The following is a 17,645-nucleotide window of genomic DNA, read 5'->3' on the forward strand; positions in this document are numbered from 1 at the left end:
ACTTCGCAGAGTAAACCAATGGCCGCAAATTTGGAGAAAATGCTGCAGTTTATCGATGAATACCAACAGCAGCGGCCCAAGGCGACTTCACTGCAAATAGTGCGGTCTTTACGGGCCTATACCCGAGCATCCTATGCCAATACATTTTGGGAGATGGTCGCAGGTAGCAACCCAGACTTTGTTAAAGGCGAGCTGGATGACCAATCCGTTGAGATCATGGGTCAGAGCATTGATTTTGCCCATTTTATGGCAGCCTTATCAGATCAGACCTGGGGAGGAAATCTCACATCTACCCTCAGCGACGGATTTCTTTGGATCACGTCGAAAGTAATGACCGGCCATGGTTACGACAGCCGCGAATACACGGCAGCCATTGGGGATACGGCACAACCCATCGAGGTCTACCTCGATAAATATGGCCTCACCACCTATCAACCAGAAACCTTAAGTGAACTGTTGGGGAAATTTGCTTCTGAACAGGACTATGCATCTGACTTAGTTGCCTTCGCTGTTGGGCGACTGCTGTATGAAAACCCTAGCCTCTCGGTTAAAGCTGCCATCTTAGAGGCCAATTGGCTCAACTACTCTGGCACAGTCAAACGTTACCTAGTGGACATGTTTGGAGCCAAAATTTCGGCCAATGGGGTTATTGTCAACGGCGAACAAATACGCACACGTATTTACGAACGGATTCGTGCCTATCTACTGATCAAACGCGATGTCATCAAAGGCAGCATCTTCCATCGCACTTATCGGCAGCGTATTCGTCCTGCTTTGATTAACCACGCTACCGACTACTTCACCAAATATCTACAGCAGGCCTTAGTTCAAAGCCCCCAACCTGAGAGTTGACGGTTCAACAGGAGTTTTTTATCGAAAGTCAAACTAAGAATAGTTCATAATAATTCGTCAAAAGAAAAATCGGCTCTAGAGCAGAACCGATTCAAAAAGTCTTTTGACTTTGCGTTTATCTCTCATTTGGAGGTGGCTGAAAATGCGTTGTGCACTAACTAATCAATCTCCGTACGACATTGTAACAATCAGTACAATTTTTTCTGTGATGAATCTTTACTAAATTGCAATAAGTTTGTGTAGCCGTTACTCGGTAAAACTACCCAAAGATTGACAGCAAATGAGTCCATCCATCAAATCAAGTTAGTGCAAAAACCAAAAAAGTTATGAAATCCTGACATATGAGCCCTAAAAACTCTGCTTATGGCATCTCAGTCAGCTGACAAATCCTAAACTCAATGGCTGAACTATTTATCAAACCCATGGATAAAGATAGGAAATTACCTGGGTAATTAAAGCTAGCAATCCCATGTGTCTCAACACAGTAGCCACTTCCACGGTAAGGACTTCCGCAAACCCAACCCTTGTCAAGGATAATGAGGAAAGTTTGCTAGCTCATATCTTCTTGTCCCACTCCTTCATATATTCCTTTGCAAATTACGTTTCTTGGTACTAGTTCTGGTGTCCCCACTAGGGCACGCAATGTGTCAAGCGTTGCGCTACGCCTACCTCAGCGCGCTGAAGTATGGCTGCTTGATTGTGGAGAAGGAACCCAACACCAGTTTCTTAAGAGTGATCTAAAGTCCAGCCAAATTCGGCGCATTTTCGTCACCCATATGCATGGGGACCACATTTTTGGTCTGATGGGACTGCTGGCTAGCTGTGGTTTAGCCGGTAATGTATCGCGCATTGATATCTATGGCCCGCCTAAGTTAAACGAGTATTTGCAAGCCTGTCGCCGCTACTCGCAAACTCATTTTTCTTATCCCATCAAAGTGCATACGGTGGAACCGGGTAAGGTATTGGATGATGGGGAATTTGCGGTTTACTGCCAACGTTTAGAGCATCGAGTACCTGCTTTTGGCTATCGGATCGTAGAAAAAGATCGAACCGGTCATTTTGATGTGAAGCGCGCAGCTGCCTTAGGCATCCCCCCTGGCCCCATTTATGGCCGTCTCAAACGCGGTGAGGCGGTTACCTTGGCAGACGGTCGAATGATTAACGGCTCTGACCTATGCGGTGAGACCATTCAGGGTAGAAAGATGGTGTACTGTACCGATACAATTTTTTGCGATCGCGCCATCGAATTATCAGAGCACGCCAATGTACTCATCCACGAATCCACTTTTGCCCATCAAGATGCTGAACTCGCCTACCAGCGTCTTCATTCCACATCCACTATGGCAGCCCAAGTAGCCCTAGCTGCCCAAGTACAGCAGTTGATTCTCACCCACTTTAGTCCCCGCTACGCCCCAGGCAACACAATTCAGCTCAAAGATTTACTTTTAGAAGCCAAGGCAATTTTTCCGAATACGCTTATGGCCCACGACTTCTATGTCCATGATGTGGAGCGGGCAACAGCTTAATCAGACAGACAACTTTAGAAAACTAATTTTCGCTGTGCTGGTTGTTGATGGCAGCTTTTTGAGCATTCACATTACGTTTTAGCTGATGCTCACCACGGGGGTGTTCGTCTAACCGTGTTTTGAGCCTGCCAAAATGCTCATTATTGTTGATCGGCATATGGGGAGCCGGTAACTCATCATTGGGCCAAGTATCAATATCACCGCAGGGGCAGAGTTGAGCAACAGGCATCACAGTCTGCATAGCTGTCGGGATACTACAGCGGGCACAGTCAGTGATTTCCCATGCGGGTGACAACAACTGCTCAATGGTTTCTTGGGAGCCATCTAGATAACAATCCCGTCCACCCACAGACATAATCGCTTGCCAACAATCTTGAAAAGCACGGCTAAACTGATTGCCTTCTAATACAGGACTAGGACGATGAGTAATCTGCCGGTTGTTGATATGAACAGGCTTGCCAAGCTGAAACCAATAGGCCAGATAGATTTTTACTTCGTTAGGAGACGCCATAGACCACCTCGCACTGTGAAATAACCTTTTGCTACAGCACGGTGACTGTCACAGCTTCATCCTAACGCCTGATTTTTATAAGTCTTGAGACATTAATCTATTTTCAAGGTCTGTGATGTGTCCACATAATTGGGTTCTCCCAAGGTTTTTACCTCAGTGTTTATGTGGTAGCGGTGTGCCTATACGTTTGAGATCAAGGGCATACCCCCCTGTCACTAGATAAAACTCGGTTGCGATCGCACCAATCCGACGCACCAAATATCCCAAACGATCACGAAATATACGGCCCAAGGGATAGGCAGGCACAATCCCCCAACCTGTTTCTTCCGCGACTAAAATCACATCACAAACAGCCAGGTCCAAAGCTGTTAACAATTCATTGACAGACATTTGCCAGCAGCTATCATCTTCATCCAGACAATTAGCTAACCAAGTCCCTAGAGAGTCAACTAACAAACAACTATTAGCCTCAGCAGTTTGGATAGCATTCGCCAAATTTTTCGGAGTTTCTAACGTCTGCCAGCTCTCAGGACGACGAACTCGGTGTTGCTCAATACGCTGTTGCCACTCAACATCATCGACTGACACGGTCGATGTAGCCACATAGATAACGTGCTTATGGGTTTGTTCAGCCCAATGCTCAGCCCATTCACTTTTACCAGAGCGGGCAGGCCCCGTCACCAAAATCAATTGAGGCATTAAATCCAGTCATGGTTATAAGTTTGAGGATTCTCGCTATTAGCTGTGTCATAGCCTTCAAACAGCCAAGCGAGAAAAGAAATGAGTAACCCAACCGCTGGCCCTGCCCCAAAAATAATAACTTCGACGCCGCTCATGGCTAAACCTCATCTGTTGCCTGTGCCAATTATTTCACTGGTACACTCAAGCAACATCAGCGCATGCACCTAAAACGGAAGTCTAGAAACTATAGGTAGCTAGGTAAGTTAGCGGATCAGTCAGGGGCTGGCGTATGTTGACGGCGTTCTAACCACCATAAAACCGTAATCCAAATAGTCACCAGAACCAGGGCTGCCACTGTAAATTGAGTGACCCAACCCACCAAGGTAGCCAATGGAATCAAACGGCCTACAAAAAAGGCCAAGCTCACCATCGCTGTTCCCCACAGGCTAGCTCCCAACAAATTACACAACAAAAATTTCCAGTAAGGCATCCGAGCGATACCTGCTAAAGGCCCTGCGAAAATACGCAACAACGCTACAAATCGGCCAAAAATCACAGCTTTGTCGGCATTTTGACTAAACTGCTCACGAATTTTAGCGAGGGCAGCTTCATCAATACGAAAGAAAGTGCCCAACTTTAAAAGCAATGGCCAACCACCGTAAAACCCAATCCAATACCCCATGCTGTCACCAATAACGGCACCTGCGATCGCGCTCGATAAAACCCAACGATAGACTAACTCTTCACTCCCCGCTAAAAATCCACCTACCAATGTGACTGTTTCCCCCGGCAAAGGTAGTCCCATATTTTCGAGCATAATGCCAAAAAAAATGGCCCAATAGCCATAGTCCTGAGCCAATGTTTGGATCGTTTCAAGGGAAAAGAAGTCAAACGTCAATGGGACAGTGTGCATAGATACAAGTTTATCTTTCGTTTATTTTATTCATTTTTCTTACAAGTGTGAGGGCTGACGTGATGCAAACCACTGAATTTCATCTAGACAGCCTCTAGCGAAACTATTTCTATACAAATGAATACCCAAAAAGATCCTAAGTAATACCCATAACACTGGCTAAAAATAAAAAACCCTCCCAGTCGGGAAGGCTAATGACTAAGTTAAAGTATTGATTACGGAAACCCTTAAGCCTCGGAAAAACTGGCCATAGGTGTAGCCCCTAACATCGACTGAGGGAATGTAGGTAAATCCAGACAGTGCTGAGTACGGCGAGTTCTCACAGCCAACCGATAGCTAACATTTTGCAACTCAGCATTCAGTTGACGGTTTTCTTGCTGAATACGAGCAACTCGATTTTTTACCTCCAGCATACGCTCAGCAAACTTTTGCTTATAGATTTTCGGTAATTCCTGAACGACCTGCTCAAGCATACGAGTACGGTCAGTGAGCTCTTGAACAGTCTGCCGCATTTGATGATTCTCTTCATCTCGACTCTCGATTTGTTCTTGATAAAACGCTACCTGAGTTTCTACACCTTGCAGCTGTTCTCGTAGAGCCCTGACCTCAGCCTGATGACGCTCAGAAACATCCGTCGATGGCAGAAAGTCTTGATTCCCCTTTACCAGGCGAAACAATTCTTGGGATAGCTGTTGGACTAGCTGATCCCGCATTTGCAATTCTTCTTGCAAGCGAGCAATTTCTACCTGGGAATCAGACGCTTTCAACTTAGTCAATTGGGGCACGAGATCACTCCTAACAGTAGTAACGATAACTTTTCAAACTGTCGTCAATTGATTCAGAGTATTGACCAGCACAATGACAAATTTCCTCACAGATTAGTTTTGAGAAAACTGGCAGTCATACCGAAATCATTTGAGCGTAAGTGTAACAGCAAACATTGCACAAGCTGGCAGCCAAACATTTCAACGTTAGTTAAAGTAAAGCCCACCAATACACCCTAAATAACAGAACAAAAAATGTTTACTAACTTCAAAAGCATTGAAGCCAACACCTAAGTGCCCACAAATTTAGCATCAATTTCGCAAAATGCAAGGTTTTTATTCTATAGGTTTGTAATTTCCTGCAAACTAAGAGGCCGCAGCCTTTTGTCATAGCTGCGACCACTTAAAGAAATTAGCTTTTAGAATAAGGCCACCGAACCAATTACTGACTTAGGAACCTAGAGGTGCAGCCTGAGGAGGAACTTCATCAGCTTCAGCTTCTTGGGGCTCATCAACCACCAACGTTAAGTAGCGAATGATATCCTCACTCAAACGCATATCGCGCTCCATAGGGGCAATAGTATCCCCAGGAGTTTGGTAGTTCATTTGAATATAGATCCCTTCACGGTAACGATTGATTTCATAAGCTAGGCGTCGCTTACCTCGGTGTTGGGTTTCTAATACCTCACCACCCTTATCCTTAATCATGCCCTGGTATTTACCAATGGTATTATCCACGGCCTCATCACTAATGTCAGGCCGAAGAATATACATGGTTTCGTAAAAATGGCTCATACTGCTCCTTATGGACTAAATGGCTTGACAAAAAAGCATGTCAAGCAAGGGTCTTCCATATTAGCAGCAAGGCATCACCATTTAAAAAATTTAAAATCGCCAGATAAAACCGTCAGAGGAGTCTTGAGCTGCCAGCATTCGGTCTAAACCAAAGTCTTAAAAGCGGCCAAGTTGTATATGCACAGCTTCCGAAATGGTAGGAATTTCAGGATAACGTCCCATCACACACTGAGCGATGGAGTAGATAACAGCTGCAAGACCACCAAATAGCAAGACATTATAGAGCGTGTCACTAATTAAACCTAAACCTGGCAAGTTGATCAGGCTCAGGATAACGCTTCCGATGGTAATCATAAAACCAATCAGAATTGACAATAAAGTGTTGAATCGAATGAAGTGACTGATATTGGGATTGCGCACCACAAAGAAAAATAGTGCAAAGAAGACAACAATCGAACCAAAACCAAACGGCACCAGACTATAGAGAAACTCAACTGGTACGACAAGAGCAATAAGGATAGTAGCAACAGGCTCCAGCACTGGGAAATTGCTAATCAAGTTAACAAAGGCCCCCCAAGGAGTTGGGCCAACTCGAAGAGCGTCTAATAAAGCGATTAGATAAGGCAAAGAACCTAATATCTTGTCAGAAATTTCAGTGGTGCTACGCCAAGTCATATAATGCTCAAGTGATTTTTGCAAACCTCGCTCTCAGCATAGCGTAGCTTGATGCTAATGCTCACACTGTTGAAATGACTCTATGTTAGCCAACCGAAAGCCCATCTGACATTGATACTGAGGCAGTGGTGTAGCAGACTCCAATTGTCTGGCACAGCCTAGCTTCCCATCATTAAAACGAGGTTGACCGCTCTGATTTGCCATTAAGCAGCTGGCACATACAGATGCTGACGGAATCACCTGGTTGTCTAGCAGAATCACCAACATAGTATGACACCCCACCAAGAACAGGCTTTAAGCCTATCTTAGGCGAGGTATCAATTTATTGGGCATAACTTTATCCAGTTTTTACTGGTCTGGTAAAGTCTTTTTACGATGCGGGTGTCTCAATTCGACGACGACGATGACGACGATGACGATGACGACGAGGTTCTTCTTCAGCCAGGTATTGTTCCTTATCACCCCGCATCCAAACAGGGCGAGTCTGGTCATAGGCCATTTGCAAGGCCGCTGCTGCCACTGTGTGAGGATCGTAATCTTCAGTGAGTTGAGAGACAATGGGCAAGAAGGAAGCCAGCCGCTCACTGGTAACAGCTTCTTTAACTTGAGTCTGTAGTTTTTCTAGGGAGCGAGCAGCAATTTCTGCCCGAGTTGGCACCTTACAAAAAGCTAGCTCCTGCTTCAGATGACGCTCAATTTGCCGCAACTGATACTTCTCTAAAGGATGCACAATGGAGACAGCTCGCCCTTCTTGCCCGGCACGCCCAGTGCGACCAATGCGATGAACATAGCTGTCCTGATTATCAGGTAGCTCATAGTTGATTACATGGGTCAGGTTATCTACATGAATGCCTCGAGCAGCAATGTCAGTAGCTACTACCCAACGTACCTGGCCCTGCTTAAAGCGTAGCAGCAGCCTCTCCCGCTGAGCTTGGTTAAGGTCACCATGGTATTCATCCACACTATGACCTGCAAACTGTAATTGACGAGTCAGTTCAGCTGCTGTGCGTCGTGTCCGCACAAAAATAATCGCTGACTCTGGATCTTCCATTTCTAAAATTGGCATCAAAGCCCGTGGCTTACTCCAACCAGGGGGAACTACATAGGCTAGCTGAGTAATGCGCTTAGGTGCAGTATTTTGAGACTTAACCGTCACCGTCACCGGCGACTTTAAGAACTTAGCCGCCAACTCACGAATTGCCGGTTCCATAGTAGCGGAGAAAAAGGCAGTCTGTCTCTCTGCTGGAGCATGACTCAGGATGTTTTCTACATCCTGAATAAAGCCCATGTTGAGCATTTCATCAGCCTCGTCTAACACTAGCCAACTCAGTTGCTCAAAACTTAGAGCCCCACGGCTGAGCAAATCGAGCACGCGTCCTGGTGTACCAACAACCATATGAACACCACGGCGAAGCTGACTAAGCTGGCGTTCGATAGACTGCCCACCATAGACGGGTAATACCCGTAGCTGAGAGTTGTATTTGAGACCTTGCACTGCCTGGCAAACCTGCATAGCAAGTTCACGGGTTGGAGTGAGCACCAATGCTTGCACAGAACGCTTGTTAATGTTGACCTGTTCCAAGATCGGCAAGGAGAAGGCAGCTGTTTTGCCAGTGCCTGTTTGGGCTAGTCCCACTACATCATGCCCAGCAAGCATGTGTGGAATAGCTTGAGCCTGGATGGGTGTGGGCTCCTTAAAGCCAAGTTCATCCAAATGTTGCGCTTGGGGTTCAGATAACCCGAGGTCAGCAAAAGACAATGTCATTTAGACTCCTTTGAGGTCATTGAGTGCAGGCGGGAATTTCAAAGAGAAACACTTACGGGCGCTTGGACCGCAACCGAGGCATCGTCAGATAGGACTGTACCGAACAAGTCATAGGTATCAGCCCCGTGAATTTGCACAGGTACTATCTGAGCTAAAGGCGGCGAACCTTGCACATACACAAGGCCATCAACATCAGGAGCAAACCGAGCAGAACGGCCAATGCATTCACCTTGACTTGGGTTTTCTTGCTCGATTAAAACATCCACAACTTGACCAATCTGAGCTTGATTGCGCCTAAAAGAAATCTCTTGTTGAGCCAGCATTAGCTCTTCCCGCCGTTGATGCATAATTGCTGGATCAATTTGATTTGGTAATGTAGCTGCTGGAGTCCCCTCTTCAGCAGAAAAGGTAAATACACCGACATGGTCAAACTCATGACGCTGCAAGAACGCTTTGAGATGTTCAAAGTGAGCATCTGTTTCACCGGGAAAACCAACGATGAACGTGGTGCGCAGCACCGCACCAGGCAAAGCAGTCTTTAAGTGCTGAATGATTTCATCATTCACACGCCCTTGCCATGGACGATTCATAGCTCGCAGAATCTCAGGGTGAGAATGCTGTAGAGGTAAATCTAGGTAAGGTAAAACATTGGGTGTATCTCGAATCGCGTTAAGCACTTCCTGGGTAAGACCCGTGGGATAGGCATAATGCATACGAATCCACGGCACATTTACGTCCCCCAAAGCCCGCAACAGCTCTGCCAATTTGGGTTTGCCATAGAGATCAACACCATAATTAGTGGTTATTTGGGAAATCAACACTAATTCTTGAACCCCTTCTGCGGCCAGCTGATGGGCCTCTGCCACAATTGATTCAATGGGGCGAGAACGTTGGTTGCCACGCAAGTGGGGAATAATGCAAAAAGCACAGCGATAGTCACAACCTTCTGCCACACGAACGTAGGCAACGCCTTCACTAGTTGTGCGATAACGGGGCACTGTTTCATCTGCAATGTAGGTAGGCTCAGCAGAAACAGCCTTAACTCGCTCACCAGCTTCAGCCCGCTCAATCACATTAACAATGCGGTGATAGTCCCCAGTCCCAACCAGCGCAACGGCTTCTGGAATCTCATCTAGCAGCTCTGACTGAAAATGTTGAGCTAAACAGCCCGTAATAACAATTTTTTTGTCAGCTTCAGCTAACTCTACTAGCGTTCTAACCGACTCTTGCCTTGCAGCTTCGATGAAGCTACAAGTATTAACAATTACATAGTCAGCAAGTTCTTCATTGGCGTCAACCTGATAACCGGCCTTAACCAGAAGGCCTAACATGTGCTCGCTATCGACTCGATTTTTCTCACAGCCTAGGTGAGTAATAGCAACGGTTGGTTTACGAACCATAAATTCTTTTATACAAAAAACAGAATGCTGGTCTCCAAGCAGGCGTTGCGATCGCACGGATGACTCAGCACCCTAACCTATCACTGAGCTGTTGAACGGGTAGCGATTGTTTTGGCCCGGTTGAGGAAATTATAACATAACTATACAATTCTGTGGGTCTTACCTGAAAAGGGTTGATTTATCGGGGAAAGCAGCTTGTGTTATGTCTGTATGCAATGGCCAATACGTTTGGGTGAGAACGGCTGCAATCATCATCCTTGGTAAATAATCTCGATCCATGCAATAACTAAAACTTTTGAGATCTGTGGAGTTACAAACACTTTTTAAGACATCAACGCCAGTGATCGGGGTCGTTCATTTACTGCCTTTACCCGCATCGGCTCGCTGGCAAGGCTCATTACAGGCCGTAGTAGACCGTGCTGTCCAAGAAGCCGTTGCTCTGGCCTCCGGTGGTGCTAACGGCATTATTATAGAAAATTTTTTTGATGCACCCTTTACAAAGGGATCGGTAGATCCTGCTGTGGTCAGTGCCATGACCATTGTAGTCAGCCGTATACAACAGCTAGTAACGCTTCCCCTAGGTATTAACGTATTGCGTAACGATGCCCAGAGCGGTCTGGCCATTGCCGCCTGTACCGGCGCTGCGTTTATCCGGGTTAATGTGTTAACTGGAGTAATGGCTACGGATCAGGGTGTAATCGAGGGAGATGCCCATCGACTCATGCGTTATCGCCGAGAATTAGGTCGTGATATTAAGGTCTTTGCTGACGTACTAGTTAAGCATGCTACCCCTGTAGGTACCATCAGTCCGGACACAGCCATGGCCAATGCAGTCGCTGATACTATCCATCGGGGCTTGGCAGATGCTGTGATTGTTTCTGGTGGTGCCACGGGCCACCCGCCCACCCATCAGGATCTAGCAACGGCGAAAGCAGCTGCGGGCAACATCCCTGTGTTAATCGGCAGTGGTGCCACCGTGGACAATATTCCTAAATTGATGAAATCGTCAGATGGTGTAATTGTTTCTAGTTCTTTAAAACGATGGGGGCACATTGAACAACCTGTCGATCCTAATCGTGTAAGCCAATTTGTGGATGCAATATCGTCATCCCCGTAGGGGGGCCATGGAAGGCCCCTACAGGGATGATTCTGGAATATCTCTACCGAAGGCCCTGTTTTTTGTCTAAGATGCAGTCGGGGGCGCAGCCTGTCTACTGGGGTACCCTGCTTTTGTTGATCTTGATGAGCTTAGAGTTATCTGTAAACTATGGGACGTCGCCGTAAAGAAACTCGTGGGATTTATCGTTGGTCGCGCCCAGCTATTGGTGCGATCGCAACCGTTGGAGCCTTAGGCACAGGTTACCTAACGGTGATCAAGCTAATGGGTAATGATGCTGCCTGCCCTGTAAAGGGTTGTGACCAAGTACTGAATAGTGCCTACGCAGACGTTTTTGGTATTCCGCTAACGTTGTTTGGCTGCCTCGCCTATCTATCCATGGTGGCTTTGTCCCTAGGGCCACTGTTATTGAACAAAGAGAAGATTAAGCAGCGTCAAAAGCTAGAAGATATAACCTGGCCGCTCTTGTTTATCGGAGCTACAGGCATGATGGTCTTCAGTGGATACCTAATGTATCTACTGGCTACCGAACTCAAGGCCGCTTGTCTCTACTGTATAGCCTCCGCCACATTTACATTCTTAATGTTTTTGCTAACGCTCTTAGGTCGCCAATGGGAAGACCAGGGAGCTCTTGTTTTTCGTGGCGTGATAATGGGAATGGTCACCCTGGTGGCTACTATTGGGATGTATTCCATCAGTATTAATGGACCAGCGGCAACCGCTAGTAGTGTTGGCAACACCGGCCCTGCCGTTACCAATACATCTGGGCCTGCTGAAGTTGCCCTAGCGAAGCATTTAAAGGAGGTAGGGGCAAAAATGTACGGTGCCTACTGGTGTCCCCACTGTTTTGATCAAAAACAGCTCTTCGGACAGGAAGCCAAGAAATATATGCCCTACATTGAATGTGCTGAGGATGGTGCTGACTCCCAGACAGCCCTGTGCCGATCTGTACCTGAAGTTACCGGTTTTCCCACATGGGAGGTCAACGGACAATTTTTACCTGGTACTCAAACCTTGACAACCTTAGCTGAAGCATCCGGCTATCAAGGTCCGACAGACTTCAAGCATTAAACCCTTCACAAGGTTAGAAACACGTAGGGGCGTTCCATGGAACGCCCCTACGTGTTTCTAACTAAAATTAATTTCTAGTAGCGATAAATCGTCTGAGAGATCTTGCCCAACATCAATACTGGGCATAGTGGCATGGCTAATTAACTGATCAAGCTGCCCCGGTCGCGGGCATTTAACAATGTGATCAATAAAGCTATCTAAACCCAGAATTTCTCCGGTTTCAGCCAGGGATGTTTCAGGTACTTCATAGACGCCATCACTGAAAATATAGAGATAGCTGTTGTCTGGAATCGAACAACGTTTCCAGGTGTAGGTGGTACCGGGCATCATGCCAATGGGCATACCAGGGGTACGCAGACGCATTGTTTCAGCCATGGGAGCGCCACCACCATTACCATTCGCAGTTACATCAGTTGTATTAGGAGGGGGGGGCGGAGACAGAAGCACAGCTGGAGGATGCCCCGCACTGGCATACATCAGCTGGCGATTAACGCGGTTATAGACGCCGTACCAAATGGTAAAGTACTTTTCATTTTGAGCCGTCATCTGAAACATGTTGTTCAAACTTTCAAGCACCTTGTCAGGTCGATAGAAGTTGGTGCCTGGCAAAGATTGCGATCTCAACACATTCAGCACAGAGGTGGACAATAAAGCTGCCCCTAAACCATGGCCTGATACATCCAGCAGATATATCACCAGATAGTCAGGATCTAGCCAATAGAAATCAAAACAATCGCCCCCAAGCTGTTGCGATGGCAAAAAGCGAGTTTGAATCTTGACCGGAGGTTGATCCGTATCCCTGGGCAAAAGCGACTGCACATAGGAAGCAGCTTCCGCCAGCTCATTCTCTAAATACTGCTTTTGCTCTTTCAAATCGCGAGTAAGCTGACACAATCGCATACCAGACTTAACTCGGGCCTTAAGCTCAGCCATGTCGATGGGCTTCATTAACAGGTCGTCTGCCCCTGCTTCTAGAGCCTCGACTCGACTGGCCGTCTCGGCATGGGCCGTAATCAGCAGAAACGAGCTCATGGACAAATCTGGATGCTCTTTCAATCGACGGCAAATTTCCAAACCGTCGATGGATCCAGGTAAGCGCCAATCGCATAAAATTACTGGTGGCGTGATCACCAAGGCTTGCTCTAGGCCATCGGCGGCGGTTTCTGCAATAGCAACGCGATACCCCTGGCTTTGCAGCATCCGCTGAAGGATACGTCGAATGATCGGATCATCATCGATCACCAAAATATCTGCAATAGAATTAGCAGCCTTAACCATTACACCGATACGACGCAGAGGTTTATTTCATAGTGCCATGTCCCTAGTCCCATACTGGCATTCCCCCATGGGCTATTAGTTCTACTACTCATGGCATTGAAGTCCTACCAAAGTCATTAACAAGCATCTAGCAATCGAATGATATTAAAGGCTAAAAACTCTCTGATTAAATAAGAAACGTTGGTTTCAGCTAGAGTGTACCCTTCTCATTCAGACATATGAAGGCGGTTGGCCAAATATGCACATTACAGCTTTCCAAAGGACATTGGTCAAAAACAGTAAAGCATCTGTGATGATTTTCTGAGCAAATAGCAACCTTAGCCATAAACCACAGCGTTGATGGCCTATTTTATCAGTCCACAGAAGATATGTGCGATTCAGCAATTGGCAGTGAAGATAGAAAAATCAATGTATTTGCTGTAGCTGTGACGTCTCAGGAGCAAAACTGTGCCCTCATGCCAGGAAATCAACACAAAATTGGTAGGTATATGTCACTAATTTGGCAGTAAAGAAGGTTCCTAAGTGAAAAATTATTGCAAGACTACCCTAGGGTTAAGGGTGATTTCTAAGCTGAAGAAGCGCCGCTAATATCTGCATGATTTTGCATAATGGAAAGTACCTGTGATCTGCCTAACAGCTGCGTTTTACCCGTTCTAAAGTCCCCCAGCGATTATCAGGTATTTCGCATTAGTCCTGATGATAAAAACCGACTAGCACTTTTGGTAGATCCTACCCTGGGCCATGCCAAGTTAACCTGCTGTGTAGAAATTTTTGATGTGGGTGGCAGAACCCCTATCCATCGACACCAAGTGGCCGTAGAAATGTTTTATGTGATCAAAGGAGAAGGTCGAGTTGTTTGTGATGGTAAAAGTTCAACAATTAGAACTGGCGATAGCATCCTAGTACCATCTTACGGTGTTCATTTTGTTGAAAACACTGGTCCACAACGACTCTATCTACTCAGCGTCATGGTACCTAATGAGGACTTTGCGGAATTAATTCGTGATGGGATACCGGCAGAGTTAGATGAAGAAGACATGGCTGTTTTAGGACGTACCCACAGTATTTAATGCCGTCTGATTTTCTGCCCGTCAAACCCAAACAGGTACATTCATTAAAAACTCGGGATGGTAAGCGTCTGGATGCAGATGTTTATTATCCCGATGCCGAAGGTCCGTGGCCTGTATTGCTGATGCGACAGCCCTATGGTCGTGCGATCGCATCCACGGTTGTCTATGCTCACCCCACCTGGTACGCCGCCCAGGGCTATATTGTCGTGATTCAGGATGTGCGCGGGCGCGGCACTTCAGAGGGAGAGTTTCACCTGTTTGCCCACGAAGTAGACGACGGCTACGACAGCGTTCAGTGGGCCGCTCAGTTACCTAGAAGCAACGGCAGGGTTGGCATGTATGGGTTTTCATATCAGGGGATGACCCAGCTCTATGCAGCTCAGGCTAAGCCCTCAGCTCTTAAGGCATTAGCTCCGGCCATGGTGGGTTACGGCCTTTACCAAGATTGGGCGTATGAAAATGGTGCACTACGTTTGCAGGCTGGTTTAGGCTGGGCCATTCAATTAGCCGCAGAAACCGCTCGCTTAAAAGGAGACAAAACTGCCTTTAACGCCTTACGAGCCGCTTCTCGTAACTTGCCGCTCAACGGTCCCATCTCTGCCTATCCAGATGTCATCAAACAATACGCCCCTGATTCTTTTTGGCATGACTGGTTGGCACATCCCCAAAACGATGATTACTGGCAGTCACTTAAGCCCGATTTAACGAATGTCGATTTGCCAATGCTCCATGTGGGTGGCTGGTTTGACCCTTATCTCACAGGGGATATCCGCCTATTTAAGGAAATGGCATCAAGCCGCTATCCTCAACATTTTTGGGTGGGCCCTTGGAGCCATATTCCCTGGAGTCGAAAGGTAGGGGAGGTGGATTTTGGTCCTGAGGCGATGAACCCCATTGATCGATTACAAATTTGTTGGTTTTATCGTTGGCTCACCGATAAAAAAGATGTGGCCCCCCTGGATGAGCGCCCCGTACATCTCTTTGAGATGGGCAGCAACCAATGGCGACTGTTTGAGCAGTGGCCAAGTGAATCTACAACTCAAACCTATCGCTTGCAAAGCTCTGGTCTAGCAGCCATGCGTGAAGATGATGGCGCTTTAGTGCCATCCAGTTGCGAAGATCCAGCTGTAACTGCAGTGCCTGATGTATTGGTTCATGATCCATGGCGACCTGTGCCCTCCTTGGGAGGACATGCAAGCTTTCCATCCGGATCTTTTGAGCGCAGTGCGTTAGACGGTCGCAGCGATGTCTTGACCTATACAACTGCTTTGTTGGAAGCAGACTTGGCTGTAGCAGGGGACGTGACGACAACGCTTAAAGTTCAGGCTGATGCCCCTAGTTATGACCTATGTGCCGTGCTGTCAGTGGTCTACCCTGATAATCGAGTGTTTAATTTGACACAGGGTTATACACGTATTCATGGGGGACAAGCACAAGTCGTGTCTCTATCTTTGCAACCCACCTATTTTTGCTTGATGGCTGGCCAAGCCTTACGGTTAAGCCTCAGTGCAGCTTGCTTTCCAGCCTATACCGTTAACCCTGGAACACAAATTTATCCTTTAGATACCGTGCCAACCATAGATCAGCGGATTATTACCCTAACGGTCTATCAAGATAGGGATACGTTGCTAACTTTACCTATGGCCTAATCGCCATCACTGCAATTCATCATCTAGCTCAATCCCTTGAGCTTTGAGTTTTGCCTTGAGTGCTGCTAACTCACCTTCTGCTCTATCAGCCCGCTGGGCTTCTTGGTCAGCCCGCTGGGCTTCTTGGTCAGCGCGTTTCTTAAGTTCATCAGGAATTAAGAGCTTTTTCCCGGTTTCTAACTCGTAGAACTCAATCAGAGTGCCTACTGCGGCTAATCGTAACCCCAGCACCTGACTGACGCTATCGGTAATTTTTTTATAGGCCTCATCTTCCAGGCGGTACCCTCGCAACCGGTCAGTAATCCATTCACCCTTGGGATCGAACTGCCAATATTCAAGCACCCCCATGGCTTCATAGAGGTCGTACTTGCTAATTTCGTCTTTTTGTCGAGTTCCCTGGGAGGTCATTTCAAAAATGACGGCTGGAACCGAACCTTCTTCCCAGATTTTGTAGTTGTCACGACCACCGGGTTCTACATCAAAAATCACCATCACATCAGGGGCTACTCGCATATTGGGTAGCCCCTGGGCGTAATACAAGAATTGATTACCAAGAACAGTCGCTTGCTGACCTTTCAGATACTGACGTAAAACTTCCAATGTAATCAGCAGAGCATAGAGATGGTCAAAGGTTTCAGCCACAGGCATGCCATCTCCGCTGGGATAAAGACTCTGAGATGTCTGGGTGTTAGGAATAATCGCTGTCATGGCTTTATCCCTGTTTTAGTCACAGGTACTCTTGTACTTATTCTACCGGCTGTTTGCTTGAGTCGTGATTACACTTGCAAAACGCCTTTGGAACTGGGAATTGCATTGGCACGACGGGGATCAATCTCGGTAGCCATGCGCATAGCGCGGGCAAACGCTTTGAAGGTGGCTTCAATAATGTGGTGGGAATTGATGCCGTCAAGCTGACGAATGTGCAGCGTCATGAGGCTGTGATGAACGACAGCCATGAAGAATTCGCGGACGAGTTGGGTGTCGTAGGTGCCAACGCGCTGGGTGGGGATATCGAGGCCATAAGCGAGGTAGGGGCGACCGGAGAAGTCCAACGATACTTGGATCAGGGATTCGTCTAGGGGGGCGACAAAGTGACCAAAACGGACGATGCCTGTGCGATTACCTAAGGCTTGGTGCAGCGCCATGCCGAGAGTAATGCCAACATCCTCGTTGGTGTGATGGTCGTCGATTTCGAGATCGCCTTTGGCTTGAATGTCGAGGTCGAAGAGGCCATGGGAGGCGATTTGATGGAGCATGTGGTCAAGAAAGGGAATGCCAGTGTTGGCATTGCACTGACCAGTGCCGTCGACGTTGAGGGTGACGGTGACGTCGGTTTCTTTGGTGGTGCGGGTGACGGTGGCGGTACGAGTAGGGAATTCGAGATTAGTGGTTGGGTTTGCTTTTGTTTGCATGGTGGTTATGGGGGTGTAGGGACTGCCCTTGTGGTTACCCTGGATGGAATCTAAGGGAATTACGCTGCTACGCATTCGCTACGCACCGTAAAAGAGTAATCGTCGTTCGACATTGATCTCAGCTCTAGTTTATCTGAGGAAAAGAGTCTCCCTACTCCCCATTGCC

19 protein-coding genes are annotated in these 17,645 nt (G+C 47.1%); 6 read left to right on the forward strand and 13 right to left on the reverse strand.

What is annotated here, in order from left to right:
* The first annotated feature begins 18 nt into the window (after positions 1-18).
* Positions 19-852 carry an FHA domain-containing protein gene (locus tag DXZ20_RS04265; RefSeq protein ID WP_163696664.1) on the forward strand — a complete coding sequence of 278 codons (834 nt, stop codon included), beginning with the start codon at positions 19-21 and terminating at the stop codon, positions 850-852.
* 590 nt (positions 853-1,442) lie between these two features.
* The gene (locus tag DXZ20_RS04270) at positions 1,443-2,378 is read left to right on the forward strand and encodes a ribonuclease Z (RefSeq protein WP_163661861.1); all 936 of its coding nucleotides are present in this window, start codon (positions 1,443-1,445) and stop codon (positions 2,376-2,378) included.
* Positions 2,379-2,400: 22 nt separating this feature from the next.
* On the opposite strand, the gene DXZ20_RS04275 is transcribed toward DXZ20_RS04270, so the two are convergent.
* The 10 genes from DXZ20_RS04275 to rimO form a co-directional block, all read right to left on the reverse strand.
* Entirely contained in the window at positions 2,401-2,889 is a 489-nt protein-coding gene (locus DXZ20_RS04275; RefSeq protein ID WP_250565609.1) for a hypothetical protein, read from the reverse strand.
* A 153-nt stretch (positions 2,890-3,042) separates the two neighbouring features.
* A complete protein-coding gene (gene cobU, locus DXZ20_RS04280; protein WP_163661864.1) occupies positions 3,043-3,588 on the reverse strand; it encodes a bifunctional adenosylcobinamide kinase/adenosylcobinamide-phosphate guanylyltransferase in 546 nt (181 codons plus the stop codon).
* Complete coding sequence (locus DXZ20_RS04285; RefSeq protein WP_163661866.1) at positions 3,588-3,725, reverse strand: hypothetical protein; 138 nt, start codon at positions 3,723-3,725, stop codon at positions 3,588-3,590. The genes cobU and DXZ20_RS04285 overlap by 1 nt, the downstream gene beginning before the upstream one ends.
* Before the next feature lie 116 nt (positions 3,726-3,841).
* Positions 3,842-4,468, reverse strand: a complete 627-nt coding sequence (locus DXZ20_RS04290) for a DedA family protein (RefSeq protein WP_163671556.1) — start codon at positions 4,466-4,468, stop codon at positions 3,842-3,844.
* Between the two features lie 242 nt (positions 4,469-4,710).
* The gene (locus tag DXZ20_RS04295) at positions 4,711-5,268 is read right to left on the reverse strand and encodes an Npun_F5560 family protein (protein WP_163661868.1); all 558 of its coding nucleotides are present in this window, start codon (positions 5,266-5,268) and stop codon (positions 4,711-4,713) included.
* A 429-nt stretch (positions 5,269-5,697) separates the two neighbouring features.
* The gene (gene rpsF, locus DXZ20_RS04300) at positions 5,698-6,042 is read right to left on the reverse strand and encodes a 30S ribosomal protein S6 (protein WP_163661870.1); all 345 of its coding nucleotides are present in this window, start codon (positions 6,040-6,042) and stop codon (positions 5,698-5,700) included.
* A 156-nt stretch (positions 6,043-6,198) separates the two neighbouring features.
* The gene (locus tag DXZ20_RS04305; protein WP_163661872.1) at positions 6,199-6,717 is read right to left on the reverse strand and encodes a Tic20 family protein; all 519 of its coding nucleotides are present in this window, start codon (positions 6,715-6,717) and stop codon (positions 6,199-6,201) included.
* A 54-nt stretch (positions 6,718-6,771) separates the two neighbouring features.
* Positions 6,772-6,984, reverse strand: coding sequence for a hypothetical protein (locus tag DXZ20_RS04310; protein WP_250564847.1), 213 nt, complete (start codon positions 6,982-6,984; stop codon positions 6,772-6,774).
* Between the two features lie 103 nt (positions 6,985-7,087).
* A complete protein-coding gene (locus DXZ20_RS04315) occupies positions 7,088-8,482 on the reverse strand; it encodes a DEAD/DEAH box helicase (RefSeq protein WP_006515861.1) in 1,395 nt (464 codons plus the stop codon).
* Positions 8,483-8,520: 38 nt separating this feature from the next.
* On the reverse strand, positions 8,521-9,882 hold the full coding sequence (gene rimO, locus DXZ20_RS04320; RefSeq protein WP_163696666.1) for a 30S ribosomal protein S12 methylthiotransferase RimO: 1,362 nt from the start codon (positions 9,880-9,882) through the stop codon (positions 8,521-8,523).
* Positions 9,883-10,186: 304 nt separating this feature from the next.
* Here rimO and btpA point away from each other — a divergent pair, with 304 nt between their 5' ends.
* Together btpA and DXZ20_RS04330 are read left to right on the forward strand one after the other, a co-directional pair.
* Positions 10,187-10,999, forward strand: coding sequence for a photosystem I biogenesis protein BtpA (btpA, locus tag DXZ20_RS04325; protein WP_163661878.1), 813 nt, complete (start codon positions 10,187-10,189; stop codon positions 10,997-10,999).
* Between the two features lie 150 nt (positions 11,000-11,149).
* Complete coding sequence (locus DXZ20_RS04330; RefSeq protein WP_163696668.1) at positions 11,150-12,070, forward strand: vitamin K epoxide reductase family protein; 921 nt, start codon at positions 11,150-11,152, stop codon at positions 12,068-12,070.
* 57 nt (positions 12,071-12,127) lie between these two features.
* On the opposite strand, the gene DXZ20_RS04335 is transcribed toward DXZ20_RS04330, so the two are convergent.
* On the reverse strand, positions 12,128-13,348 hold the full coding sequence (locus tag DXZ20_RS04335; RefSeq protein WP_250565610.1) for a PP2C family protein-serine/threonine phosphatase: 1,221 nt from the start codon (positions 13,346-13,348) through the stop codon (positions 12,128-12,130).
* Positions 13,349-13,956: 608 nt separating this feature from the next.
* On the opposite strand from DXZ20_RS04335, the gene DXZ20_RS04340 reads away from it, so the two are divergent.
* Entirely contained in the window at positions 13,957-14,418 is a 462-nt protein-coding gene (locus DXZ20_RS04340; protein WP_006515866.1) for a cupin domain-containing protein, read from the forward strand.
* Positions 14,418-16,067, forward strand: coding sequence for a CocE/NonD family hydrolase (locus DXZ20_RS04345; protein WP_163696670.1), 1,650 nt, complete (start codon positions 14,418-14,420; stop codon positions 16,065-16,067). Before DXZ20_RS04340 ends, DXZ20_RS04345 begins: the two co-directional genes overlap by 1 nt.
* A 6-nt stretch (positions 16,068-16,073) precedes the next feature.
* Here DXZ20_RS04345 and DXZ20_RS04350 read toward each other — a convergent pair whose 3' ends face one another.
* Both DXZ20_RS04350 and hisB read right to left on the reverse strand, forming a co-directional pair.
* Positions 16,074-16,775, reverse strand: a complete 702-nt coding sequence (locus tag DXZ20_RS04350) for a Uma2 family endonuclease (protein ID WP_163696672.1) — start codon at positions 16,773-16,775, stop codon at positions 16,074-16,076.
* Positions 16,776-16,843: 68 nt separating this feature from the next.
* Positions 16,844-17,479 carry an imidazoleglycerol-phosphate dehydratase HisB gene (gene hisB, locus DXZ20_RS04355; protein WP_163671558.1) on the reverse strand — a complete coding sequence of 212 codons (636 nt, stop codon included), beginning with the start codon at positions 17,477-17,479 and terminating at the stop codon, positions 16,844-16,846.
* Positions 17,480-17,645: the final 166 nt, after the last annotated feature.

The organism is Adonisia turfae CCMR0081 (assembly GCF_011009555.1).
Lineage (GTDB): Bacteria > Cyanobacteriota > Cyanobacteriia > Phormidesmidales > Phormidesmidaceae > Leptothoe > Leptothoe turfae.

Excerpts from the sequence above, each read along its gene's own strand:
- DXZ20_RS04265 (WP_163696664.1), top strand. The coding sequence starts at position 19 with ATGGCCGCAAATTTGGAGAAAATGCTGCAGTTTATCGATGAATACCAA.
- DXZ20_RS04275 (WP_250565609.1), bottom strand. The coding sequence starts at position 2,889 with ATGGCGTCTCCTAACGAAGTAAAAATCTATCTGGCCTATTGGTTTCAG.
- cobU (WP_163661864.1), bottom strand. The coding sequence starts at position 3,588 with ATGCCTCAATTGATTTTGGTGACGGGGCCTGCCCGCTCTGGTAAAAGT.
- DXZ20_RS04285 (WP_163661866.1), bottom strand. The coding sequence starts at position 3,725 with ATGAGCGGCGTCGAAGTTATTATTTTTGGGGCAGGGCCAGCGGTTGGG.
- rpsF (WP_163661870.1), bottom strand. The coding sequence starts at position 6,042 with ATGAGCCATTTTTACGAAACCATGTATATTCTTCGGCCTGACATTAGT.
- DXZ20_RS04305 (WP_163661872.1), bottom strand. The coding sequence starts at position 6,717 with ATGACTTGGCGTAGCACCACTGAAATTTCTGACAAGATATTAGGTTCT.
- DXZ20_RS04310 (WP_250564847.1), bottom strand. The coding sequence starts at position 6,984 with ATGTTGGTGATTCTGCTAGACAACCAGGTGATTCCGTCAGCATCTGTA.
- DXZ20_RS04315 (WP_006515861.1), bottom strand. The coding sequence starts at position 8,482 with ATGACATTGTCTTTTGCTGACCTCGGGTTATCTGAACCCCAAGCGCAA.
- rimO (WP_163696666.1), bottom strand. The coding sequence starts at position 9,882 with ATGGTTCGTAAACCAACCGTTGCTATTACTCACCTAGGCTGTGAGAAA.
- DXZ20_RS04330 (WP_163696668.1), top strand. The coding sequence starts at position 11,150 with ATGGGACGTCGCCGTAAAGAAACTCGTGGGATTTATCGTTGGTCGCGC.
- DXZ20_RS04335 (WP_250565610.1), bottom strand. The coding sequence starts at position 13,348 with ATGGTTAAGGCTGCTAATTCTATTGCAGATATTTTGGTGATCGATGAT.
- DXZ20_RS04340 (WP_006515866.1), top strand. The coding sequence starts at position 13,957 with ATGGAAAGTACCTGTGATCTGCCTAACAGCTGCGTTTTACCCGTTCTA.
- DXZ20_RS04345 (WP_163696670.1), top strand. The coding sequence starts at position 14,418 with ATGCCGTCTGATTTTCTGCCCGTCAAACCCAAACAGGTACATTCATTA.
- DXZ20_RS04350 (WP_163696672.1), bottom strand. The coding sequence starts at position 16,775 with ATGACAGCGATTATTCCTAACACCCAGACATCTCAGAGTCTTTATCCC.
- hisB (WP_163671558.1), bottom strand. The coding sequence starts at position 17,479 with ATGCAAACAAAAGCAAACCCAACCACTAATCTCGAATTCCCTACTCGT.